This window comes from Photobacterium indicum (assembly GCF_003026215.1).
Lineage (GTDB): Bacteria > Pseudomonadota > Gammaproteobacteria > Enterobacterales > Vibrionaceae > Photobacterium > Photobacterium indicum.
This window is the reverse complement of the sequence record NZ_PYOC01000006.1, coordinates 72,186-91,576: the sequence shown is the minus strand read 5'-3', so window position 1 is coordinate 91,576 and position 19,391 is coordinate 72,186. Positions and strand designations below refer to the sequence as shown.

Sequence of the window (19,391 nt, the reverse complement as noted above, 5' to 3'; positions counted from 1 at the left end):
ACCTCAAACGGATAACGGTAGGGATTTGCTTAAAATAGCAGCACAGTGTAGCGAGTTGCTGCCAATGACAACAGCCATCAGCAGCAAATAAATCAGAACATCAAAGACCTTATCCAATGATCGCCCAGTAAGACCACAAACAGGGCTAACAAATGCCAAATTGAATACTTAAAGGTGGCCCAGGCATGCCCCTTTGAATCCGCAAACTTCAGCTTCAATGCATAGCCGATAAACCCTAGATTCAATAAACTACTCCCCACTAAATAGACACCACCGCTCATTCCCGTTAGCCAAGGTAATAGACCAACAATAAACAACATAACGGTGTATAACAGCACCATGGTTTTCGTAAATTCAATGCCATGGGTAACAGGTAACATAGGAATACCCGCTTTGGCATAGTCATCACGACGATGGATAGCAAGCGCCCAAAAATGAGGTGGCGTCCAGGTAAAAACCAACATGACCAATAACAAGGCGTGAGGATCTAACTGCCCAGTTACCGCTGTCCAACCGAGCAATGGTGGCGCTGCACCAGCAATACCGCCGATGACAATATTTTGCGGTGTCGCATGCTTTAACCACACGGTATAAACCACCGCATACCCCACTAAGCTGGCCATGGTTAACCAAGCCGTTAGTGCATTCAATTCAAGTAAAATAATAAAACCCATCACCATTAACGTAGAAGCAAACACGACGGCTTTCCACGTTTCAATGCGCCCTTTCGCTAATGGTCGGTTATAGGTTCGCGCCATCTGAGTATCAAAGCGGCGATCTAAAACATGATTAAAAACGGCCGCGGCCGCCGATTGAAAACCAATACCGATCAAACCCAAGATAACTGCTTTTGCTGGGGGAATACCCGGCACCGCTAAACACATACCAACCAGTGCGGTCAGCAACAACATGGCCACCACTTTGGGCTTCGTCATCGTGAGATAATCGCGCCATACATTTGGTTTGGAAGCACTTCTTGTTTTCGCTGTTTCTGCTACCGTTGATGTTCGCGGTGCATTACCCAATACTTGTGATTTAGCCATGATTTCTGCCCTCCCGTGCAAATAGATGCGATCCTTGCAGAGTTTGTTGCCCGCAATAGATACGATAATTGGTTGCAACAATACTTAATAATAAAACGACACCCATTACGTTATGCCCCACAGCCACCAGCAAAGGTAAGCTCGCCACGATATTCGTAATCCCTAAACTCACTTGCACAATTAATGCAGCAGTGAGGATAAATCCATATCTTCTTAACCCAGCGGTACGTAGCAAAAAACCAATCAATAATATTAATATTGCCGTGGTCACCATCGCTCCTATTCGATGAGCAACATGAATCGATACACGTTGATGATAGTTAAGTACCCCATATTGATAGCTATCATGAACAGGCTGAATCGGTTCAAATGCCGTTGGGTCAAAATTACCTTGCCAATCACCTTCGCACACAGGTAGTTGAGTACACGCGACTGCGGCATAGTTAGATGCTGTCCACCCGCCTAACGCAATTTGCCCCACCACCACAAATAACGCACTCAGTGCGAATACTTTCAAATAACGTGAAGATGACCGCGGTGAATGCAACATTGAAGAAAAAATAGCGGTAGATTTACGCTCTTGTTGCCGGACTCTCAGTACCAAGAGAAATAATAAAGAAGCAGTGGTAAAGCCCCCTAATAAATGCCCCATCACCACAATAGGCATCAGTGCCATGGTGACCGTCCACATACCAAGCAAGGCCTGAAGAATAACAGTGACTAATAATAAAGCAGGCAATAATTTGGGGGCGTATTTGCGTCGCCAAGACAGCACATTAATCAGTAAAATTAAGATGCCTAAACTACCTGCAAAGTAACGGTGCACCATTTCATTCCATGCTTTTTCAACCTCTAGCGGCGCAGTGGGGAAAATTTGTTGTGCGACCAATTGCTGCTCAGTGCTTTGGGGGACCGAAATAAAACCGTAACAGCCAGGCCAATCTGGACAGCCTAAGCCCGCTTCAGTCAAACGGGTATAAGCGCCTAAGGCGATAACACAAAGAGAAAGAAGAAAAGTAAAATAGATAAGAGATTTAAAGCTAAATAATCGCATCGGCTCCATTCCTTGTGCCTATCAAATCGACCTGTTTTGATATCTATATACTGGGATTTAACCAATTCTCGAGAGTTTTAATAGCCGTTTAAGATCACGTAAAACATCTTTTCCCTGCGCTAAAATCTCTTCCTGTCCTGTCACTAAAGGATACGCCATCATGACGTTACCCAATGGGTCGGCGATATAAATCGCATTCATACCAAATTCCAGTGTTTTTATTTGTGAAACAACCTGCTGAGAAATAGCGATGAGTTCCAACCCATTCATTTGCTCTTCATTCATTATTTTTTCATCAACAACTTTACCATCACGTTGCAAACCATCAGTAATCAACACCACACTGTTTACGCGATCTTGATAAGCCCCTATCGCTTGTGGTACTTGGCGTAAATTAAATAATGCGCCCTCACATTTTTCATCACACGATTCAGGTAACAAATACACCAATTGCCACGTTTCTGGCTCACTTAACCATTCTGCGGTGAGTGGCGACGCTAATAGCTGCCCGCGATTCGTCACACCACCTTGATACCAGTTTAAGTCTAGTACGGTTTTTGCCAATAAAAACGGCAAGACAAAGACACCGAGTAATAACAGCAACATCCTATTTTTTTTCATTTAACATCCCTTTATAGCGGTATCTCGATAATGTCACTCCTGACGGTGACCCGTGCTTGGTGGTTTTAACCACCAGAATGCTAAACCCGACACCGCAACAGCTAACAAAAACCATTGCAATGCATAGGCGTAATGTTTTTGCGGCCCCATTACCACAGGGATCCATGTTTGCTGTAAAGCGACAGGGCTGTCAGGCTCAATTTGTAATATCCACGGCTGAAGTGGCAGATTCATAACCGTTGATAATTCATCCATATGTAGATTTTGAACCCTTAACGGCCAATCAAAATCCAGTGACTCAGCGGACAGCTCAATAAGCTGTGACGGTTGATCAATAATGCCTGTAATTTTAAGCTCGCCATGGTGTTCAGGCAGTACCGGTAATTGCTCACGATATTGCGGAGCTGCTATCCAACCAAGGTTGACTAAGAACCAGCCATCATCCACCGCAAAAGGATAGAGCAAGTGATAACCAGGGCGCCCTCGATACAGTTGATTATCAAGTAACACGGCTTTGCTATGTTCAAACTTGCCATGAAGGGTTAACCCATACCAACGGGGATCAGAAGGTAAGCTAGCAAGGCTGTAGTAAACCTGTTCGCTGCGACGTTCTAAGGCAATATTCAATGCTTCTTTTTCTTGCGCACGCGACATTTGCCACAGCCCCAACTTGACCAATGTCGTCATTACCGCCAAAGTAAAAAGTATGAAACCAATCCTTCGCATACTTACCTTTCACCTTTGGAGACGCCATGCTCATTAAAGCCACCATCGTCTGCCTATTAATATTTATTGTGCTGAACCTATTTCGAGCATTACCAATGATGCTTAAGAGCAAGACGGATCCGTTATCATCCAATAAACCGATGTCGCACTTTCTTGGCCGCCGTCTTCTTCTGTCCGTTTTTATCTTCGCCCTATTATTACTGGCAATAACCACGGGGATTATTGAACCGAACCCTCGCCCCTATTAATTAACTAATTAACTAATTAACTAATTAACTAATTAACTAATTAACTAATTAACTAACGAGTAAACCTTAACTGCCAACCAGCAAGTCTTTAGCAGCCACGCCTGCTATAAAATATAGACGAAAACAAACAGGCACAGCCAAACCACATCAACAAAGTGCCAATACCAAGCGCCGGCCTGGAAAGCAAAATGCTGATGGGGTGTAAAATGCCCTTTTAAAATACGGCACCACACCACGAATAGCATGATCGTACCTAAGGTGACATGTAGACCGTGAAAACCGGTGAGCAAGAAGAATGTATTGCCATACACCCCAGAATCGAGGGTTAGATCCATTTCTTGATAAGCATGGATATATTCCACGCCTTGCAAGTAAACGAATAAGCTGCCGAGCAAAACAGTTAGCAGTAAAAATAAGGTCAAGCGTTTACGGTTGTTTTGTTCTAACGCGGTATGCGCAATATGAACCGTGACAGATGAGACCAATAGAATCATGGTGTTGTATAAAGGTAAGCCGATAGGTCCCATGGCTTGGGTTTCACTGCCATCGGGGGTTTTAATCAGTGGCCATTGCGCGACAAATTCTGGCCAAAGCACCAAATTTGTCATCTCATTATTACCCGCTCCACCCAACCAAGGTACTGAAATCATGCGGGCATAAAATAACGCCCCAAAAAAGGCAAAGAAGAACATCACTTCAGAGAAAATAAACCAACTCATGCCTTGGCGAAATGAACGATCCATCTGTGAGCTATACAAGCCCCCCATCGATTCTTGGATCACATCTCGAAACCAACCCGTAAGCATAAAAAGAATTAAACCGACACCTGTCAGTAAAATCCACGGTCCTTGTCCATTAAACAAATCACCAACCGTTGCGCCAGCCCCTAACGCTATCAGAAATAAAGCAATAGCCCCGACAATCGGCCATATGCTGGCATCAGGCACATAATAATGTTCATGGGGTTTATTCGCTGATTGCTCAGGAAGAGACGATTCATGTTCACTGTAAGGATTAGACATCTTTACAACCTCGTTGTTTTCATTGCGTTAGCGCCGATCCCGCAGGCTGGGCGTCATATAAGGTATAAGCTAAGGTCAATGTATTTATATCTTCAGGTAGGTCTGGGTCGATATAAAACACTAAGGGTAATTCTGCTGATTCACCCGCCTCTAAAGGCTGACGGTTAAAGCAAAAGCATTCGATTTTATTAAAATAACGAGCAGCTAAACCCGGAGAAACCGACGGCACAGCTTGACCTATTGATGCCGTCGCCATCAGGTTACGGGCTGCGTATTTAATGGTTTTCGTTTCACCCGGATTAACCACAATACGGGTAACTTGCGGTTCAAAAGTCCACTGCATCCCCGGGTTGATATAAGCCACAAACTCCACGGTCACCTTACGATCACTGACGATACGCTCGCTCTGTTCCGTTGGCGTATTCGCCGTTTTACCGTTGATCCCCGTAAGATCACAAAACACGTCATAGAGCGGCACTAAAGCAAAAGCGAATCCAAACATGGCGACAGACATCACGACCAAAGACCAAAAAGACCGTTGTTTACCTTGCCGCTTTATATTTTGTTCAATATCCGTTTTATGCTCTGCTTTCTTTTCTGAGCTACTCATAACGTATCCCTGCGAAGGTCACCGACAGATTAAATTAATGAAGCAAATAAAAGGGCTAATCAATTTTCGGGGGTGTTGAAAATGTATGATGAGGAGCAGGTGAAGCAACCGTCCACTCCAAGCCTTCAGCCCCTTCCCAAGGTTTCGCTGCTGCTGGCTCACCACCGCGAATACACTTGATCACTACAGCTAAGAAAATCAGTTGAGATAAACCAAACATGAAACCGCCAATACTGACGACTGCATTCACATCGGCGAATTGCAGGGCATAATCAGGGATTCGACGTGGCATACCCGCCAGTCCCAGAAAATGCATAGGGAAGAATAGAATGTTCACCGATACGACAGAGCACCAAAAGTGCCATTTAGCCAGTCGTTCATCGAACATATATCCAGTCCATTTGGGCATCCAATAATATGCCGCAGCCATGATGGAGAAAATGGCACCCGACACCAAAACGTAATGGAAATGAGCAACCACAAAGTAGGTATCATGATATTGAAAGTCAGCGGGAGTAATGGCCAACATCAGCCCAGAAAACCCGCCAATGGTGAACAAGACAATAAAGGCAATAGCAAATAACATCGGTACTTCAAAAGTCAACGAGCCTCGCCACATTGTCGCCACCCAATTAAAGACTTTCACCCCAGTAGGCACCGAGATCAACATGGTGCAATACATAAAGAACAGCTCAGCCGCTACTGGCATACCAGTGGTAAACATGTGATGTGCCCACACCAGAAAACTGAGCCCAGCAATCGACGCGGTTGCATACACCATCGAACTATAACCAAAGAGTTTCTTGCGCGAAAATGCCGGGATAATGGCCGAAATAATACCGAAACTCGGCAAAATCATAATATAAACTTCGGGATGACCAAAGAACCAGAAGATATGCTGGAACATAACCGGATCGCCGCCACCCGCCGCATTAAAAAAGCTAGTCCCGAAATATTTATCGGTCAGTATCATGGTAACGGCGCCTGCCAACACGGGCATAACGGCAATTAACAAGAAAGCGGTGATCAGCCAGGTCCATACGAACAAAGGCATTTTCATGTAAGTCATACCCGGAGCACGCAGGTTAATAATGGTCACAATCACATTGATTGCCCCCATAATCGAACTGATCCCCATGATATGAATAGAAAAAACAAATAAGCCCGTACTGGCAGGGCTATACATAGTCGACAGTGGTGCGTAGAACGTCCAGCCAAAATTAGGACCGCCCCCCTCCATAAACAGCGACGATAGCAACAACGTAAACGCAAACGGTAGAATCCAGAAGCTCCAGTTATTCATTCTTGGTAACGCCATATCTGGCGCACCAATCATCATTGGAATCATCCAGTTCGCCAACCCAGTAAAAGCCGGCATTACTGCACCAAAGACCATAATCAAGCCATGAACTGTGGTCATTTGATTAAAGAAATTAGGTTCAACTAACTGCAATCCAGGCTGAAATAGTTCAGCTCGAATCACCATAGCCATTGCTCCGCCAGTTAAAAACATGGCAAAACTAAAGATTAAATATAGCGAACCAATATCTTTGTGGTTAGTCGTAAAGAGCCAACGTTTAAAGCCTGTTGGTTGATGATCATGGTGTGAACTTTGATCATCTGAAAAACGGTTCTTTAACGCGTCGTCTTTCAAGATACTACTGTTTGAGTCACTGTCTTCAACGTCAGTTTTAACTTCTTCTCGTAACATATCCGTCATTATCTGTTGCTCCCTTAAAGCTCTTTGCCGTTGAGCACAGCCTGCACTTCTGCAGCTTGTACGGTTTCGCCCGTATCGTTACCCCACGCATTGCGCTCATAAGTAATAACAGCGGCTAATTCTTTCAGGCTTAACTGAGGTCCAAATGCCTGCATCGCGGTTCCTTTTTTGCCATGAACAACGATACTGATATGTTCTAATTTCTTAGTTGGATCAATCGCGACACCCTGCCCAGCTAACGCGGGGAATGCCCCAGGAATACCAGCTCCCGTTGGTTGATGGCACACAGAACAGCGCGCAAGATAGGTTTTTTCACCCAACGCCATGAGCTCTTCCATCGGCATTTGCATTGACAATAAACGTTGCTCTTCTTCATATGCTGCTTGCTGAGTGGCTTTGGTTGTTTTTAGCCAGGAATCATAATCCCCCTGCGATTTGGCAATCACCACGATGGGCATAAAGCCGTGGTCTTTCCCACACAGCTCGGCACACTGCCCACGGTAAATACCGGGCTTATCGATACGCGTCCAAGCTTCATTAATGAAACCAGGGTTAGCATCTTTTTTCACTGCAAATGCAGGTACCCACCAAGAATGGATCACATCTTGTGAGGTAATCAGAAAGCGGATTTTTTTGCCAACAGGCACAACTAGAGGGCGATCAACTTCAAGTAAGTAGTTTTCACGTTTATCGCGTTCGTTGCCAATTTGCGCCGAAGAGGTAGCCAACAGTGAATAAAAGTCGACATTTTCATTGAAATAGCTGTAATGCCACTTCCATTGAGAGCCGGTGACTTGAATGGTGATATCCGACTCTGACGTGTCTTCCATTGCTAACAAAGTGGTTGTCGCAGGAATCGCCATGGCAATGAGAATAACGAAGGGGATGATAGTCCAGAGAATTTCGACTTTGGTACTTTCATGAAACGAGGCAGCGACCGCGCCACGTGATTTCCGATGATGGATAATGGCCCAAAACATGACACCAAAAACAATAATGCCGATAACCACACAAATATAAAAAATGGTCATGTGTAGATCGTATACCTGCTGACTAACCCGAGTCACCCCTTGGGTCATATTTAACGGCATACTTTTTGTTTCAGCAGCCACAGGCAATGCAAAAATATTTAACAACAATACGCTGATCAGCCGACGAATCATCTTCCTGACCTCTCCTTTTGTCATCCTGACATTCATCAAGAACTGTTCAATGAAAACATGAAGTTATAGCAGAAATCAGTCCATTTACGCGTAGCGCCAGGTGCTGATTAACACTTTGTTTACATTTAACTTAGGACAAAACAGAAGAAATGAGCAAAGAATTACTAATAAAAAATTAATCCGACATGGAGGTAGAAAAACTAGATACGTAATCAGTAAAAAACGGAATATGACGCGAAAAGTTACGATCTAGAAGCGTATGTGCACCAATACTGGTGTAACTCGGTATTTCAAACTTGGCATTCTTGCGATCCAACGCTGCCAAGTTCGCCAACGCGGGCAGTCGTTATCTAGCGGACTATAGCGACTAAGTAATTCAGCCCATGGCAACCAATTCAATACTTGCTGTGCTGGGTCTTTAAACCCGTGACTGTATTGTTCAGCCCCCATCTTTTTAGCTAATGCAGAATCACAACGATCACCCGCCAGAACTAAACAGGCTTCAATTTGGCTAAAGTGGCAGCCAATACGCTGAATAAAAGTGGCTAACTCTTGGCTTTCACATTTCAATAGTGCTTGATCGCACAACAATAAAACGGGGGTATTTTTCTGCGTCGGTAGTGACGCTAGCCATGATAAATCGGTAACGGAGCCACGTTGCATGGTATAGCGATCACTGCGATGAAAAAGCCGCTCACGCCATAGAAGATTCTCATCGGTATCTAATTCAAACCAACGACAACGGCCGTTATCTAAACGATAAAAACGAGTATCAAGCCCCGCCCCAACATTGATAATAAAACCATTGGGATGACGGCGAAGAAATTTCAAGACTTGTTTATCACACTGTAAGGTAAGCGTGGCATGCAGTAATTGGCGCTCAGAAACATTGCCAGCCAGACAATCAGGCACAAGATGGCACTGACTACACGCAGCAGCGGCGATGGGATCATAAATAAGTCCATCATCAGCCAAACTTTCTCTGCTTCTTAACCATAATGGCTGCAGCAATTCAGAAGGTATGCGGTATCGAGAGGAATTAACCATTATCATCTCCATGTGATATGGAATAGATGATAATGACTATCATTAAGTTTTGCAAAGTATTCTCGATACTAATGCAAAACATAATGATTAATTAACATTTACAAGGATCGATTACATCCAGTCAGCAGTACGAATAACACCAACAGCAATGCCTTCAATCGTCAATTGCTGATGAGTAAGATCAACAACGATCGGAGCAAAATCTTCATTTTCAGCATGCAACAAAACTTGCGAGCCTTGTTTATCAAGACGCTTTACTGTTACATCATCATCAACACGAGCAACAACCACTTGCCCATTATGAACATCTTGGGTTTTATGCACAGCAAGTAAATCGCCATCCATAATACCGATGTCTTTCATGCTCATGCCATTTACACGCAATAAAAAATCAGCGCGCGGCTTAAATAATGTTGGATCAACTTCATAATGCGTTTCAACATGCTCTTGAGCCAAAATAGGTTCACCAGCAGCAACACGACCAATTAATGGTAAGCCTTTTTCTTCAACTTCATCATGGAGCAACACACGAATGCCTCGTGATGCACCCGGCACAATTTCTATCACTTCTTTGCGTGCCAAAGCTTTTAAATGTTCTTCAGCAGCATTTGCTGAACGGAACCCCAATTCACGAGCGATCTCAGCACGTGTTGGCGGCATCCCACTATCTTCGATTTTTGCTTTGATCAAATCAAAGACTTCTTGTTGGCGCGGCGTTAACGGCTTCATGATTCACCCTGTTTGTTTATACAGTCTACTGTGAGTATATCCAGTGTTTACAGGCTTGAAAAGACAATTGTTCACGAAAAGACCAATCCGTATAGAAAGCGCAACGATTTAATGCAGCAAAAGCCTTAAAATTAACATAAGCATTTGATTAATTACTGTGATTAGAACGTGAAAACTAGCCGTGCTCAAACAAAGATGATAAATGGAATAAAAGATTATTCAAAATCATAATTTGATATCAATATCTCGCATTTTAGCTGCATGAAAGCAGCCATTTTCTGCTATCCTTGCCACGCATTAAGAATTCGAGGCTAGTAAAAGATATGTCAAGTTGGCAGAAAATCTATCAAAAATTATTGAATTTGCCGCTTTCCGTGTTGGTTAAGACCAATTCAATTCCATCCGATCCCGTTACAGATTTAGAATTAGATATCGAACGACCAATCGTTTATATCTTACCTTTCCGTTCAAATACGGATCTTATGACACTGCGTAGCAGCACCCAGGAACTAGGTCTACCCGACCCACTGACACCACTTGAAATTGGTGGTCAAAAATTCTCGCGGTATGTTTTCGTAGCAAACGGTCCAAGTATTTTTGGTACCGATCGAGAATTACCGAAAGAATCACTTCAGTTATTCACCAGTTTACTTGAGCAGCATAAGCAAGATTCTGAGCTTGATATTCAGCTCATTCCGGCCTCTATTTTATGGGGACGAAAGCCTGGTAAAGAAAGCCACAGAGGGCCAGTACTGCGCCCACTCAATGGTCCTGAGAAATTTACCGCTATTTTGGGTCACGGACGTGATTGTTTAGTGCGTTTAAGCACGCCAGTATCATTGCGTTATATGGCAGAAAATCACGGCACTGATGACGCTATCGCGCAAAAATTAGCGCGTGTGGCAAAGATTCATTTCTCTCGCCAACAAATTGCGGCTTCAGGCCCACGCTTACCCGATCGCCAAGCCTTATTCAAACGCTTACTGGCATCTAAAGCTATCGAAAAAGTGGTTCGAGAAGAAGCTGAAAGCCGTGATGTTCCGGTAGAAAAAGTCCGTAAAGAAGCCATCGACATGATGGAAGAAATTGCGGCTAATTTCTCTTATTCACTGATTAAAAATGCCGAACGTTTTCTCGGTTGGTTGTGGAACAAGCTCTATCAAGGGTTGAATATTCATAACGCTCAGCGAGTACGCAAGCTGGCACAAGATGGTCACGAGATCGTGTATGTTCCGTGTCACCGTAGTCACATGGATTATCTACTTTTATCTTATGTTTTGTATAAAGAAGGCTTAGTACCACCGCACATTGCAGCGGGTATTAACCTGAACTTTTTCCCTGCGGGACCGATTTTCCGCCGTGGTGGTGGCTTCTTCATTCGCCGTAGCTTTAAAGGTAACCGCCTATATTCAACGGTTTTTCGTGAATACCTGGCAGAGCTTTTTGCAAAAGGCTATTCCGTCGAATACTTCAGTGAAGGTGGACGCTCACGTACCGGGCGTTTATTACCCGCGAAAACGGGTATGCTTTCAATGACAATTCAAGCGATGTTACGAGGCTTAAATCGCCCAGTAACATTGGTGCCAGTCTATATCGGTTATGAACACGTTATGGAAGTGGGCACTTACGCAAAAGAGCTGCAAGGTAAACGTAAAGAAAAAGAAAATCTGGGTCAAATTTTGCGTACATTACGTAAATTGCGTAATTTTGGGCAAGGTTATGTGAATTTCGGCGAGCCAATTCCGTTGAATCAATACCTCAATGATAACGTGCCAACATGGCATGATGACATTGACCCAATCGAACCACAAAAGCCAAGCTGGCTAAATCCCGTGGTAAACGATCTTGCCGTTAAAATGATGACACACATTAATGATGCCGCTGCGACCAATGCTCTCACATTATGTGCGTTAGCATTATTATCATCTCGTCAGCGTGCACTTAGCCGTGAAGAGCTCGAACAGCAGATTGATAGTTACCTGCAAATTCTGCGTAACGCATCATATTCATCACAATGTACGATGCCAGACGAAGATGCAAAAACCTTGGTCGAACACGCACTAGAAATGGATAAGTTCATTGTAGAGCGTGATGGTTTAGGTGAGGTTATTTCGCTTGATCGTCAACAATCTATTTTGATGACTTACTACCGTAATAACATTATTCACTTGTTTGCGTTACCGTCTTTAATTGCACACATCATCGTTCAGCATCAGAGCTTATCCAAAGATAAGCTTTATGAACAAGTGCAGTTACTGTATCCATTCTTAAAAGCTGAGTTATTCTTACGCTTTGAGAAGGATGAACTAGATGCTGTCATTGACTCCATCATTAGTGAGCTGGTTCGTCAGCGTTTACTATTAAGTGATGGTGACACTATCTCGATGAATAATGCCCGTATTGGACCGCTACAGTTGCTAGCCCGTACGATCACTGAAACGTTGCAACGCTATACCATCACATTAACGCTACTGCATGCAGATCCTCAAATGATGAAGAGTGATTTAGAACAGCAAAGCCAGATGATGGCACAACGTTTAAGTCGCTTACACGGGATTAATGCGCCAGAATTTTTCGACAAAGGTGTATTCGCAATATTAGTGAAAACGCTGCGCAACGAAGGCTACCTCAATGATGAATGTCATGCGGTGTCTCGCCAAGTAGAAAACCTTGCCGATCAATTAACAGCATTGGTTTCACCGGAAGTGAAATTAACCATTCAAGCGGTAATGAATCGCGATGAAAAAGCGTAATTCAATTCACCGCTGAGATACACCTTTAAACGAAAAGCTGGCATTGCCAGCTTTTTTATTGCCTGCGATTTATCTTAATCATTTTATAAGCTTTTGGGTTATGGGGTTCCTAATCGTCCTAAACATGTACATCAACCCTGACGACGTACTAGCGACTAGCTGGCAACCACCGTATTCATTACGATACGTCTAAAAACGCAAGCTTTGAGGTTACTGGTATATAAAACCTCTAAAGCTGTACAATTTTAGACGTCTCACTAAAAACTAACCTACACCCCAGAGCTGATAGGCTTCAGCTAAGTTAATGATTCATTAATGCAATGCCCGTTTAATAACAAGAAATAGACGTTTCTTAGTTTGATGGTGTTTTTTAATTAAAAAGCTGTACAGCGGTTATAACAAGAAAGATTGACACAAATCGCAGATAATAAAAAAGCACCCTATAGGTGCTTTTTATGATGTAGGCCGTTCAATATCGTTATTTATTGCATCATCACACCAATGGCGATACCTAAAAATATCAGCATGCCAACATAGTTATTATTTAAAAATGCTTTAAAACACGGTTCACGTTCACGACTTCCAATCAGTCGTTGTTGATACACAAACAAGCCTGACGCCATTAATAAGAACCAATAATAAACTTGATGTAAATCGAGACTATGTCCAATCAAAATCATGAGCACTAAAGTGCTTAACTGCAATACACCAATAATAATCTTATCAAAACGACCAAATAAAATGGCAGCGGATTTGATGCCAACTTTTAAATCATCATCACGATCGACCATGGCATACTGAGTATCGTAAGCAATCGTCCACAATATATTGGCGATAAATAATAACCATGCAACAACAGGTAACTCACCCGCTTGTGCGGCGTATGCCATTGGAATTGACCAACCAAATGCCATCCCTAGTACCAGCTGCGGTAAATGGGTATAACGCTTCATAAATGGATAAGCGGCTGCCAATGCCAGCCCAACCACAGAGAGCATAATCGTTAAGGTATTCATGGTTAGTACTAATAAAAACGACACTAATACCAATAGACCAAATAATCCGAGCGCTTCACGTTCCGACACCTTGCCTGATGGCATTGGTCGTTTAGCTGTACGTTTTACATGGCCATCAAAATTACGGTCAGCAAAATCATTAATTACACAGCCAGCCGCGCGCATAAAAATAACGCCAAGCACGAAAACCACCAGCACATGCGCACTGGGTAACCCATCTGCGGCTAAAAACAGTGCCCACAACGTTGGCCATAATAAAAGTAAACTACCAATAGGGCGATCAAATCGTGCCAGCTGACAAAATGCTTTCGCCTTAGTCATTGCTAACATTGTCTCTCCTTTGAATAAACTGGGGCTTGTGCCAAAAATAATTCAGCAACCAGCAACGGTTTATTATTTATCCATAAACGTGAACGGCGAGCCCATAGTGGCTGTACTTGTGTTCCTGTATTCGCAACTTCCAATGCATCACGACGCGCACTACTATCAGTAAATACCCGAAAGCCTAGTGGCATCTCACCCAATTGTTCAAGGTCGCTCTCTTGCCCAGTAAGGGTGGATAGCGGGATTAAAGTACGAGCAAATACCCACGGTTGTCCGTCTCCCATCAAAACAACTTTACGTAATAGACAATTAACATCACCGATCAACTCACGCTCATCAGCCGATAGCATCGTACTATCAATTTTCTTCTGCTCAATGAGCGACACGGTAAATTCATCACAATGACGTTGAAGTCGACGTGATAATGAATCAGGCTCAAGCAACCAATGCCCAAACTCTGTGCCTTCTATCGCGAGTGAGAGGGGTGTTTCCCACTGCACATTATCCAATAATGGTTTATACAACTGCTTGAATTTCGACATCTTTCCAATTCGAACGCTACAAGCTTATGATTAAAATAGCTTGGTAGAATGCGGTTAATTTATTACCATGATGATCTGCTATTGTAGCAAGCCGTAACGAGTAGGAATATCGTTACGGTCGAAAGATAGCAATTCATTGCGACAAATTCAGATAAACCCATGAGTGTAATGATGAAATCGACAATCTTTGGCTTCACCCTTTTTTTGGCTAGTATTCTAGCTACCCAGCATGTTGCAGCAGCAGATGCACCACTGTCGCAACCAGAATATTCTTATTACACCCTGACCCCCGACATAACGACCAACTATGTTACGCAGGGTAAAAAATTAGGCTATTTGCGCTTACAGATCGATTTAATGGTATCTGATCCCAGCTTAATCAAGCAGGTGGAGCATCATACGCCATTAATTCGTGATGCTATTATCAACATCATTGGTCAACAGCCAGAAGCGAAAGTGAAATCATTGGCGGGGCGTGAAGAAATTCGACAAGCCTGCCTTGCCAAAGTAAATGAACTGCTGATCACAGAGACCCGACAAAAACTGGTAACAGAGTTATTGTTTACGAAGTATCTGTACCAATAATGGCTGATAGTCGTTATAAGATTTATGACTGGCAATAAAAAAAGGCGCTCAATGAGCGCCTTTTACATATCTATTTTTTATCAAACAGCCTGCTTTAACCCATCTATCGCTTATGCCGCAACATTTGCTTCTGATTTTTTAGCCGCAATAGAGAGTGCTTTATCCGTAATGTATTGCGCCACCGCTGCGATTTGCTCATCATTTAGATACAAACCTAATTTACTACGACGCCACAATGCATCGATTTCATTTTGCGCAAATTCTTGCTCAATCATGTAATCGAGTTCGCGAGCATAAAGGCCTTCACCAAAGTGCTGCCCCATATCGGCCTCACCATTGACTCCCTCTAACAATCTCACCGCTCGGTTACCGTAGTTCGTTGCCATACGCTCACACGTAAAGGCAGATAACCATGCATGCTGCTGTTGCAGTGTCTTGGCCAGCAGTGGAATGCTAAAGTTCGCTTCACCACCCGGCAAATACGAATCAGCGGTCCAACTTGGGCCCATGTTGGAGAAGAAAGGCGATAACTTAGTCATCGCTGCCTCAGCAAGCTTACGATATGTGGTTAGCTTACCCCCGAAAATCGATAGTAAAGGGGCTTTATTCGCTTGCTGTTCAAGCTCTAAGGTGTAATCTCGGGTAATTGCTTGTGGTGAGTCTGATTCGTCATCACATAGCGGACGAACGCCACTGTAAGTCCATACCACATCAGTACGATCCAGCTTTTTCACAAAATTGGTGTTGTAAGCTTTTAATAAGTAGTCGATCTCGTTGTCATCAATTGCCACATTACGCGGATCACCATTGTATTCAACATCTGTCGTACCAATAATCGAAAAACGGTCTAAGTAAGGAATAACGAAAACAATTCGATTATCTTCATTTTGCAAAATATACGCTTGCGGTTCATCGTGTGCACGTGGCACGACAATGTGTGAACCTTTAATTAAGCGAATATTACGAGGAGAGACTTCTTCCATGCTGTTATCGAAGAACGCTTTCACCCAAGGGCCAGCCGCATTCACCAGCGCACGTGATTTACGTACAAATATTTCGTTCGTTTGGACATCGCGAATGGTCACAAGCCAAAATTCACCGTCACGTACCGCTTTTTCAACGCGGCAACGATTACGCACATCACCGCCTTTTTCAGCCACTTCCATTGCATTTAAAATCACCAAACGCGCATCATCTACCCAGCAATCTGAGTATTCGAACCCTTTAGTTATTTCTGGAATTAATACTGAATCTTGACCAAATTTAAGACCATGGCTTGCAGGTAATGTCGTGCGTTTACCCAAGTTATCATACATAAATAAGCCAGCACGGATCATCCAAGCCGGACGAAGGTGTGGGCGGTGAGGCAAGCGAAAACGCATAGGACGCGCAATATGAGGGATTTTTTTCAATAACACTTCACGCTCTGCCAGTGCTTCGCCAACTAAACGGAATTCATAGTGCTCAAGATAACGAAGACCACCATGGATAAGCTTCGAACTCGCAGAAGAAGTAGCAGAAGCAAAATCATCAGCTTCATATAAACCGACAGTCAAACCTCGTCCAGCAGCATCCGCGGCAATACCTGCGCCATTAATACCACCACCTACTACAATTAGATCCAAAATCTGCGTGTTTTCTGCCGTCATGCCATCCACCTATCCCATAATATGCTTGGTTTTGATAATTCGAAACCAATGCGAACATTAAAATGTTCGTTTTGATTCGATAACGAGCATCATAACTGACAATTAACTCAAGATCATCATTATTATTTGCGATTTGTTACAAAAACATGACCAATTCGTCAAATAACACGCATAAAAAACGGACTGCCATTACTGGCAGTCCGCTTAGGAAAGCTGTTCGACACACTTTCGTATCGGTTATCTCTTTTTGTTATCACACTTTATGATCAATCTGGAGCATTGTTTTGACCAACAACTTCCATATGGATTTCATGTTCAGTAATCAGCTTCGCTAACGCTTCTGGCGGATGTTCGTCGGTAAACAGCATATCAATCTGGCTAATATCACCCAAATTCACCATCGCATTACGACCAAATTTAGTATGATCGGCACCCAGCATCACGCAACGACTGTTTTCGATAATCGCCTGTTTCACGCGTACTTCATGGTAATCAAAATCAAGCAACGAGCCATCAAGATCAATACCACTGATCCCCATGATGCCGAAATCTAACCGGAACTGGGAAATAAAATCGAGGGTTGCTTCGCCCACAATACCGCCGTCGCGGTTACGTACTTCACCCCCCGCTAAGATAACGCGAAAATCATCTTTTCCCGTTAATACGCTGGCAACATTCAAGTTATTCGTCACGATACGCAAGTCGTTATGATTAAGCAGCGCACGGGCTACAGCTTCAGGCGTTGTACCAATATCAATAAATAGTGTGGCCCCATCGGGAATATGCTCAGCCATGGCTTCTGCAATGCGGTCTTTTTCAACCAACTGCATGACTTTACGCGTAGTGTAAGAGGTATTAACAGAACTGGATGGAATGGTTGCTCCGCCGTGATGACGACGAATTTTATTTTCGGCGGCGAGTTCATTCAGATCTCGTCGGATTGTTTGAGGACTCACGTTAAAACGTTCAACCAGGTCGTCAGTGCTGACATAGCCCTGGGTTTTAACGATGTCGATAATTTCTTGATGTCGTTTGCTTTGCTTCACTGCTGACGCTGCTCCTGGTTACAACAAGGCTCCGCGAATGCGGAGCCTTATCATATTACCTACAGCGGTAGAAAGATGCCAATGATGGCGATCTCAATCACGCATTTTGTTGTGCACGCTCAAGGGCACGTTTTTCATGGATCTTATTTTCACCCATTAGTGCTAACACAAGGAAGAAAATTGACAAGCCACAGGCAGAAGTCAGTACCATGAAGCCACCATCCCAACCAAAGTGGTCAACGGTGTAGCCTAGTACGATGTTTGCCACAACCGCACCACCAAGGTAGCCAAACAAGCCTGTAAGGCCAGCTGCCGTACCAGCCGCTTTCTTCGGTGCTAGTTCTAACGCATACAGACCAATAAGCATTACCGGACCATAAATAAGGAAGCCGATAGCAACCAGTGCTGTCATATCGACAATTGGGTTACCCGGAGGGTTAAACCAGTAAACCAATACCGCAATCGTTACAAGTGACATAAATAAGATGCCAGCAGGTGCACGACGACCTTTAAAGAATTTATCTGACATCCAACCACAGAGTAATGTGCCAGGAATACCCGCCCACTCATAAAGGAAATATGCCCAAGATGACTTATCTACTGAGAAATCCTTCACTTCACTTAAATACACAGGAGCCCAATCAAGTACGCCATAACGAATCAAGTAAACAAATGCGTTCGCAATTGCGATAAACCACAATAATTTGTTGTTAAATACATACTTAAAGAAGATTTCCTTGCCGGTCATCTCTTTTTCATGTGATTCATCGTAGTTATCTGGGTAATCGTCTTTATATTCTTCAATGGCAGGCAAACCACAAGATTGCGGCGTATCACGCATTGCAATTAATGTGAAAGCGGCAACCAACAACGCGAAGAATGCAGGTACATAGAATGCTGTACGCCAGTCATCATTGAAGGCCCATAAACCCAACAAGAACATCGGACCGATTAAACCGCCGCCCACGTTATGCGCAACGTTCCAAACAGAAACCAGTTCACCACGCTCTTTGCGTGACCACCAGTGCACCATTGTTCGGCCACAAGCTGGCCATCCCATACCCTGGAACCAACCGTTCAAAAACAATAAGATAAACATGGCAGTAATGCTGCTTGTTGCCCAAGGCATAAAGCCAAAGCACAGCATCACCAACGCCGACATGGTCAAACCCGCCGCCAAGAAATAGCGCGGATTAGAACGGTCTGACACACTACCCATTAAGAACTTGGATAAACCATAGGCAATAGAAACAGCGGCCAAAGCAACACCTAAGTCACCACGGCTATAGCCATATTCTTCAATCAAGAAAGGCATAGCCAAACTGAAGTTTTTACGGACTAGATAATACCCGGCATAGCCAAAGAAAATACCCATAAAGAGTTGCCAACGTAGACGTTTATAGACAGGATCTATTTGTCCACCAGACAGTTGCGCAGTATGAACCGCGGGTTTAAAGATGCCAAACATAAGGTGTTCCTTTAAAAGTTATTGT

At 43.6% G+C, this 19,391-nt stretch carries 18 protein-coding genes; 3 read left to right on the top strand and 15 right to left on the bottom strand.

All coding sequences use genetic code 11. The annotated features are described in order from the left end of the window. Window positions 1-92 precede the first annotated feature (92 nt). The 4 genes from cyoE to C9J47_RS16505 are packed head-to-tail and all read right to left on the bottom strand — an operon-like array spanning window position 93 to window position 3,444. Window positions 93-1,043 (bottom strand): heme o synthase, encoded by a 951-nt coding sequence (gene cyoE, locus C9J47_RS16520; protein WP_107254497.1) that lies wholly within the window; start codon window positions 1,041-1,043, stop codon window positions 93-95. Next, window positions 1,036-2,097: a COX15/CtaA family protein gene (locus C9J47_RS16515; protein ID WP_107254496.1), complete on the bottom strand. Its 1,062-nt coding sequence runs from the start codon at window positions 2,095-2,097 to the stop codon at window positions 1,036-1,038. The genes cyoE and C9J47_RS16515 overlap by 8 nt, the downstream gene beginning before the upstream one ends. 57 nt (window positions 2,098-2,154) lie before the next feature. Next, complete coding sequence (locus tag C9J47_RS16510; RefSeq protein WP_107254495.1) at window positions 2,155-2,718, bottom strand: cytochrome oxidase; 564 nt, start codon at window positions 2,716-2,718, stop codon at window positions 2,155-2,157. A 33-nt stretch (window positions 2,719-2,751) separates the two neighbouring features. After that, on the bottom strand, window positions 2,752-3,444 hold the full coding sequence (locus C9J47_RS16505; protein WP_107254494.1) for an SURF1 family protein: 693 nt from the start codon (window positions 3,442-3,444) through the stop codon (window positions 2,752-2,754). Between the two features lie 26 nt (window positions 3,445-3,470). Between C9J47_RS16505 and C9J47_RS16500 the strand changes: the two genes are divergently transcribed. Beyond that, complete coding sequence (locus C9J47_RS16500; RefSeq protein ID WP_036804262.1) at window positions 3,471-3,692, top strand: DUF2909 domain-containing protein; 222 nt, start codon at window positions 3,471-3,473, stop codon at window positions 3,690-3,692. A 104-nt stretch (window positions 3,693-3,796) separates the two neighbouring features. Here C9J47_RS16500 and C9J47_RS16495 read toward each other — a convergent pair whose 3' ends face one another. The 6 genes from C9J47_RS16495 to lexA form a co-directional block, all read right to left on the bottom strand. Next, a complete protein-coding gene (locus tag C9J47_RS16495; protein WP_107254493.1) occupies window positions 3,797-4,714 on the bottom strand; it encodes a cytochrome c oxidase subunit 3 in 918 nt (305 codons plus the stop codon). A 19-nt stretch (window positions 4,715-4,733) separates the two neighbouring features. Further along, on the bottom strand, window positions 4,734-5,324 hold the full coding sequence (locus C9J47_RS16490; protein ID WP_107254492.1) for a cytochrome c oxidase assembly protein: 591 nt from the start codon (window positions 5,322-5,324) through the stop codon (window positions 4,734-4,736). A gap of 55 nt (window positions 5,325-5,379) precedes the next feature. Further along, on the bottom strand, window positions 5,380-7,044 hold the full coding sequence (ctaD, locus tag C9J47_RS16485; RefSeq protein WP_107254491.1) for a cytochrome c oxidase subunit I: 1,665 nt from the start codon (window positions 7,042-7,044) through the stop codon (window positions 5,380-5,382). A gap of 14 nt (window positions 7,045-7,058) precedes the next feature. Next, complete coding sequence (gene coxB, locus C9J47_RS16480; protein WP_107254490.1) at window positions 7,059-8,207, bottom strand: cytochrome c oxidase subunit II; 1,149 nt, start codon at window positions 8,205-8,207, stop codon at window positions 7,059-7,061. A gap of 249 nt (window positions 8,208-8,456) precedes the next feature. Then, the gene (locus tag C9J47_RS16475) at window positions 8,457-9,254 is read right to left on the bottom strand and encodes a class I SAM-dependent methyltransferase (RefSeq protein ID WP_107254489.1); all 798 of its coding nucleotides are present in this window, start codon (window positions 9,252-9,254) and stop codon (window positions 8,457-8,459) included. 111 nt (window positions 9,255-9,365) lie between these two features. Beyond that, window positions 9,366-9,983, bottom strand: a complete 618-nt coding sequence (gene lexA / locus C9J47_RS16470) for a transcriptional repressor LexA (protein WP_107254488.1) — start codon at window positions 9,981-9,983, stop codon at window positions 9,366-9,368. A gap of 323 nt (window positions 9,984-10,306) precedes the next feature. On the opposite strand from lexA, the gene plsB reads away from it, so the two are divergent. Further along, window positions 10,307-12,736, top strand: a complete 2,430-nt coding sequence (gene plsB / locus C9J47_RS16465) for a glycerol-3-phosphate 1-O-acyltransferase PlsB (protein WP_107254487.1) — start codon at window positions 10,307-10,309, stop codon at window positions 12,734-12,736. 482 nt (window positions 12,737-13,218) lie between these two features. Here the strand turns inward: plsB and ubiA are convergent, their stop codons facing one another. Beyond that, window positions 13,219-14,082: a 4-hydroxybenzoate octaprenyltransferase gene (gene ubiA, locus C9J47_RS16460; protein ID WP_107254486.1), complete on the bottom strand. Its 864-nt coding sequence runs from the start codon at window positions 14,080-14,082 to the stop codon at window positions 13,219-13,221. Then, entirely contained in the window at window positions 14,076-14,618 is a 543-nt protein-coding gene (locus C9J47_RS16455) for a chorismate--pyruvate lyase family protein (RefSeq protein WP_107254485.1), read from the bottom strand. Before C9J47_RS16455 ends, ubiA begins: the two co-directional genes overlap by 7 nt. Window positions 14,619-14,786: 168 nt before the next feature. Between C9J47_RS16455 and C9J47_RS16450 the strand changes: the two genes are divergently transcribed. Then, window positions 14,787-15,203: a flagellar basal body-associated protein FliL gene (locus C9J47_RS16450; RefSeq protein WP_107254484.1), complete on the top strand. Its 417-nt coding sequence runs from the start codon at window positions 14,787-14,789 to the stop codon at window positions 15,201-15,203. A gap of 110 nt (window positions 15,204-15,313) precedes the next feature. On the opposite strand, the gene glpD is transcribed toward C9J47_RS16450, so the two are convergent. The 3 genes from glpD to glpT form a co-directional block, all read right to left on the bottom strand. Beyond that, window positions 15,314-16,852, bottom strand: coding sequence for a glycerol-3-phosphate dehydrogenase (glpD, locus tag C9J47_RS16445; RefSeq protein WP_107254483.1), 1,539 nt, complete (start codon window positions 16,850-16,852; stop codon window positions 15,314-15,316). A 266-nt stretch (window positions 16,853-17,118) separates the two neighbouring features. After that, entirely contained in the window at window positions 17,119-17,898 is a 780-nt protein-coding gene (locus tag C9J47_RS16440) for a DeoR/GlpR family transcriptional regulator (RefSeq protein ID WP_107254482.1), read from the bottom strand. A gap of 97 nt (window positions 17,899-17,995) precedes the next feature. Further along, window positions 17,996-19,366, bottom strand: a complete 1,371-nt coding sequence (gene glpT, locus C9J47_RS16435; protein WP_107254481.1) for a glycerol-3-phosphate transporter — start codon at window positions 19,364-19,366, stop codon at window positions 17,996-17,998. Window positions 19,367-19,391: the final 25 nt, after the last annotated feature.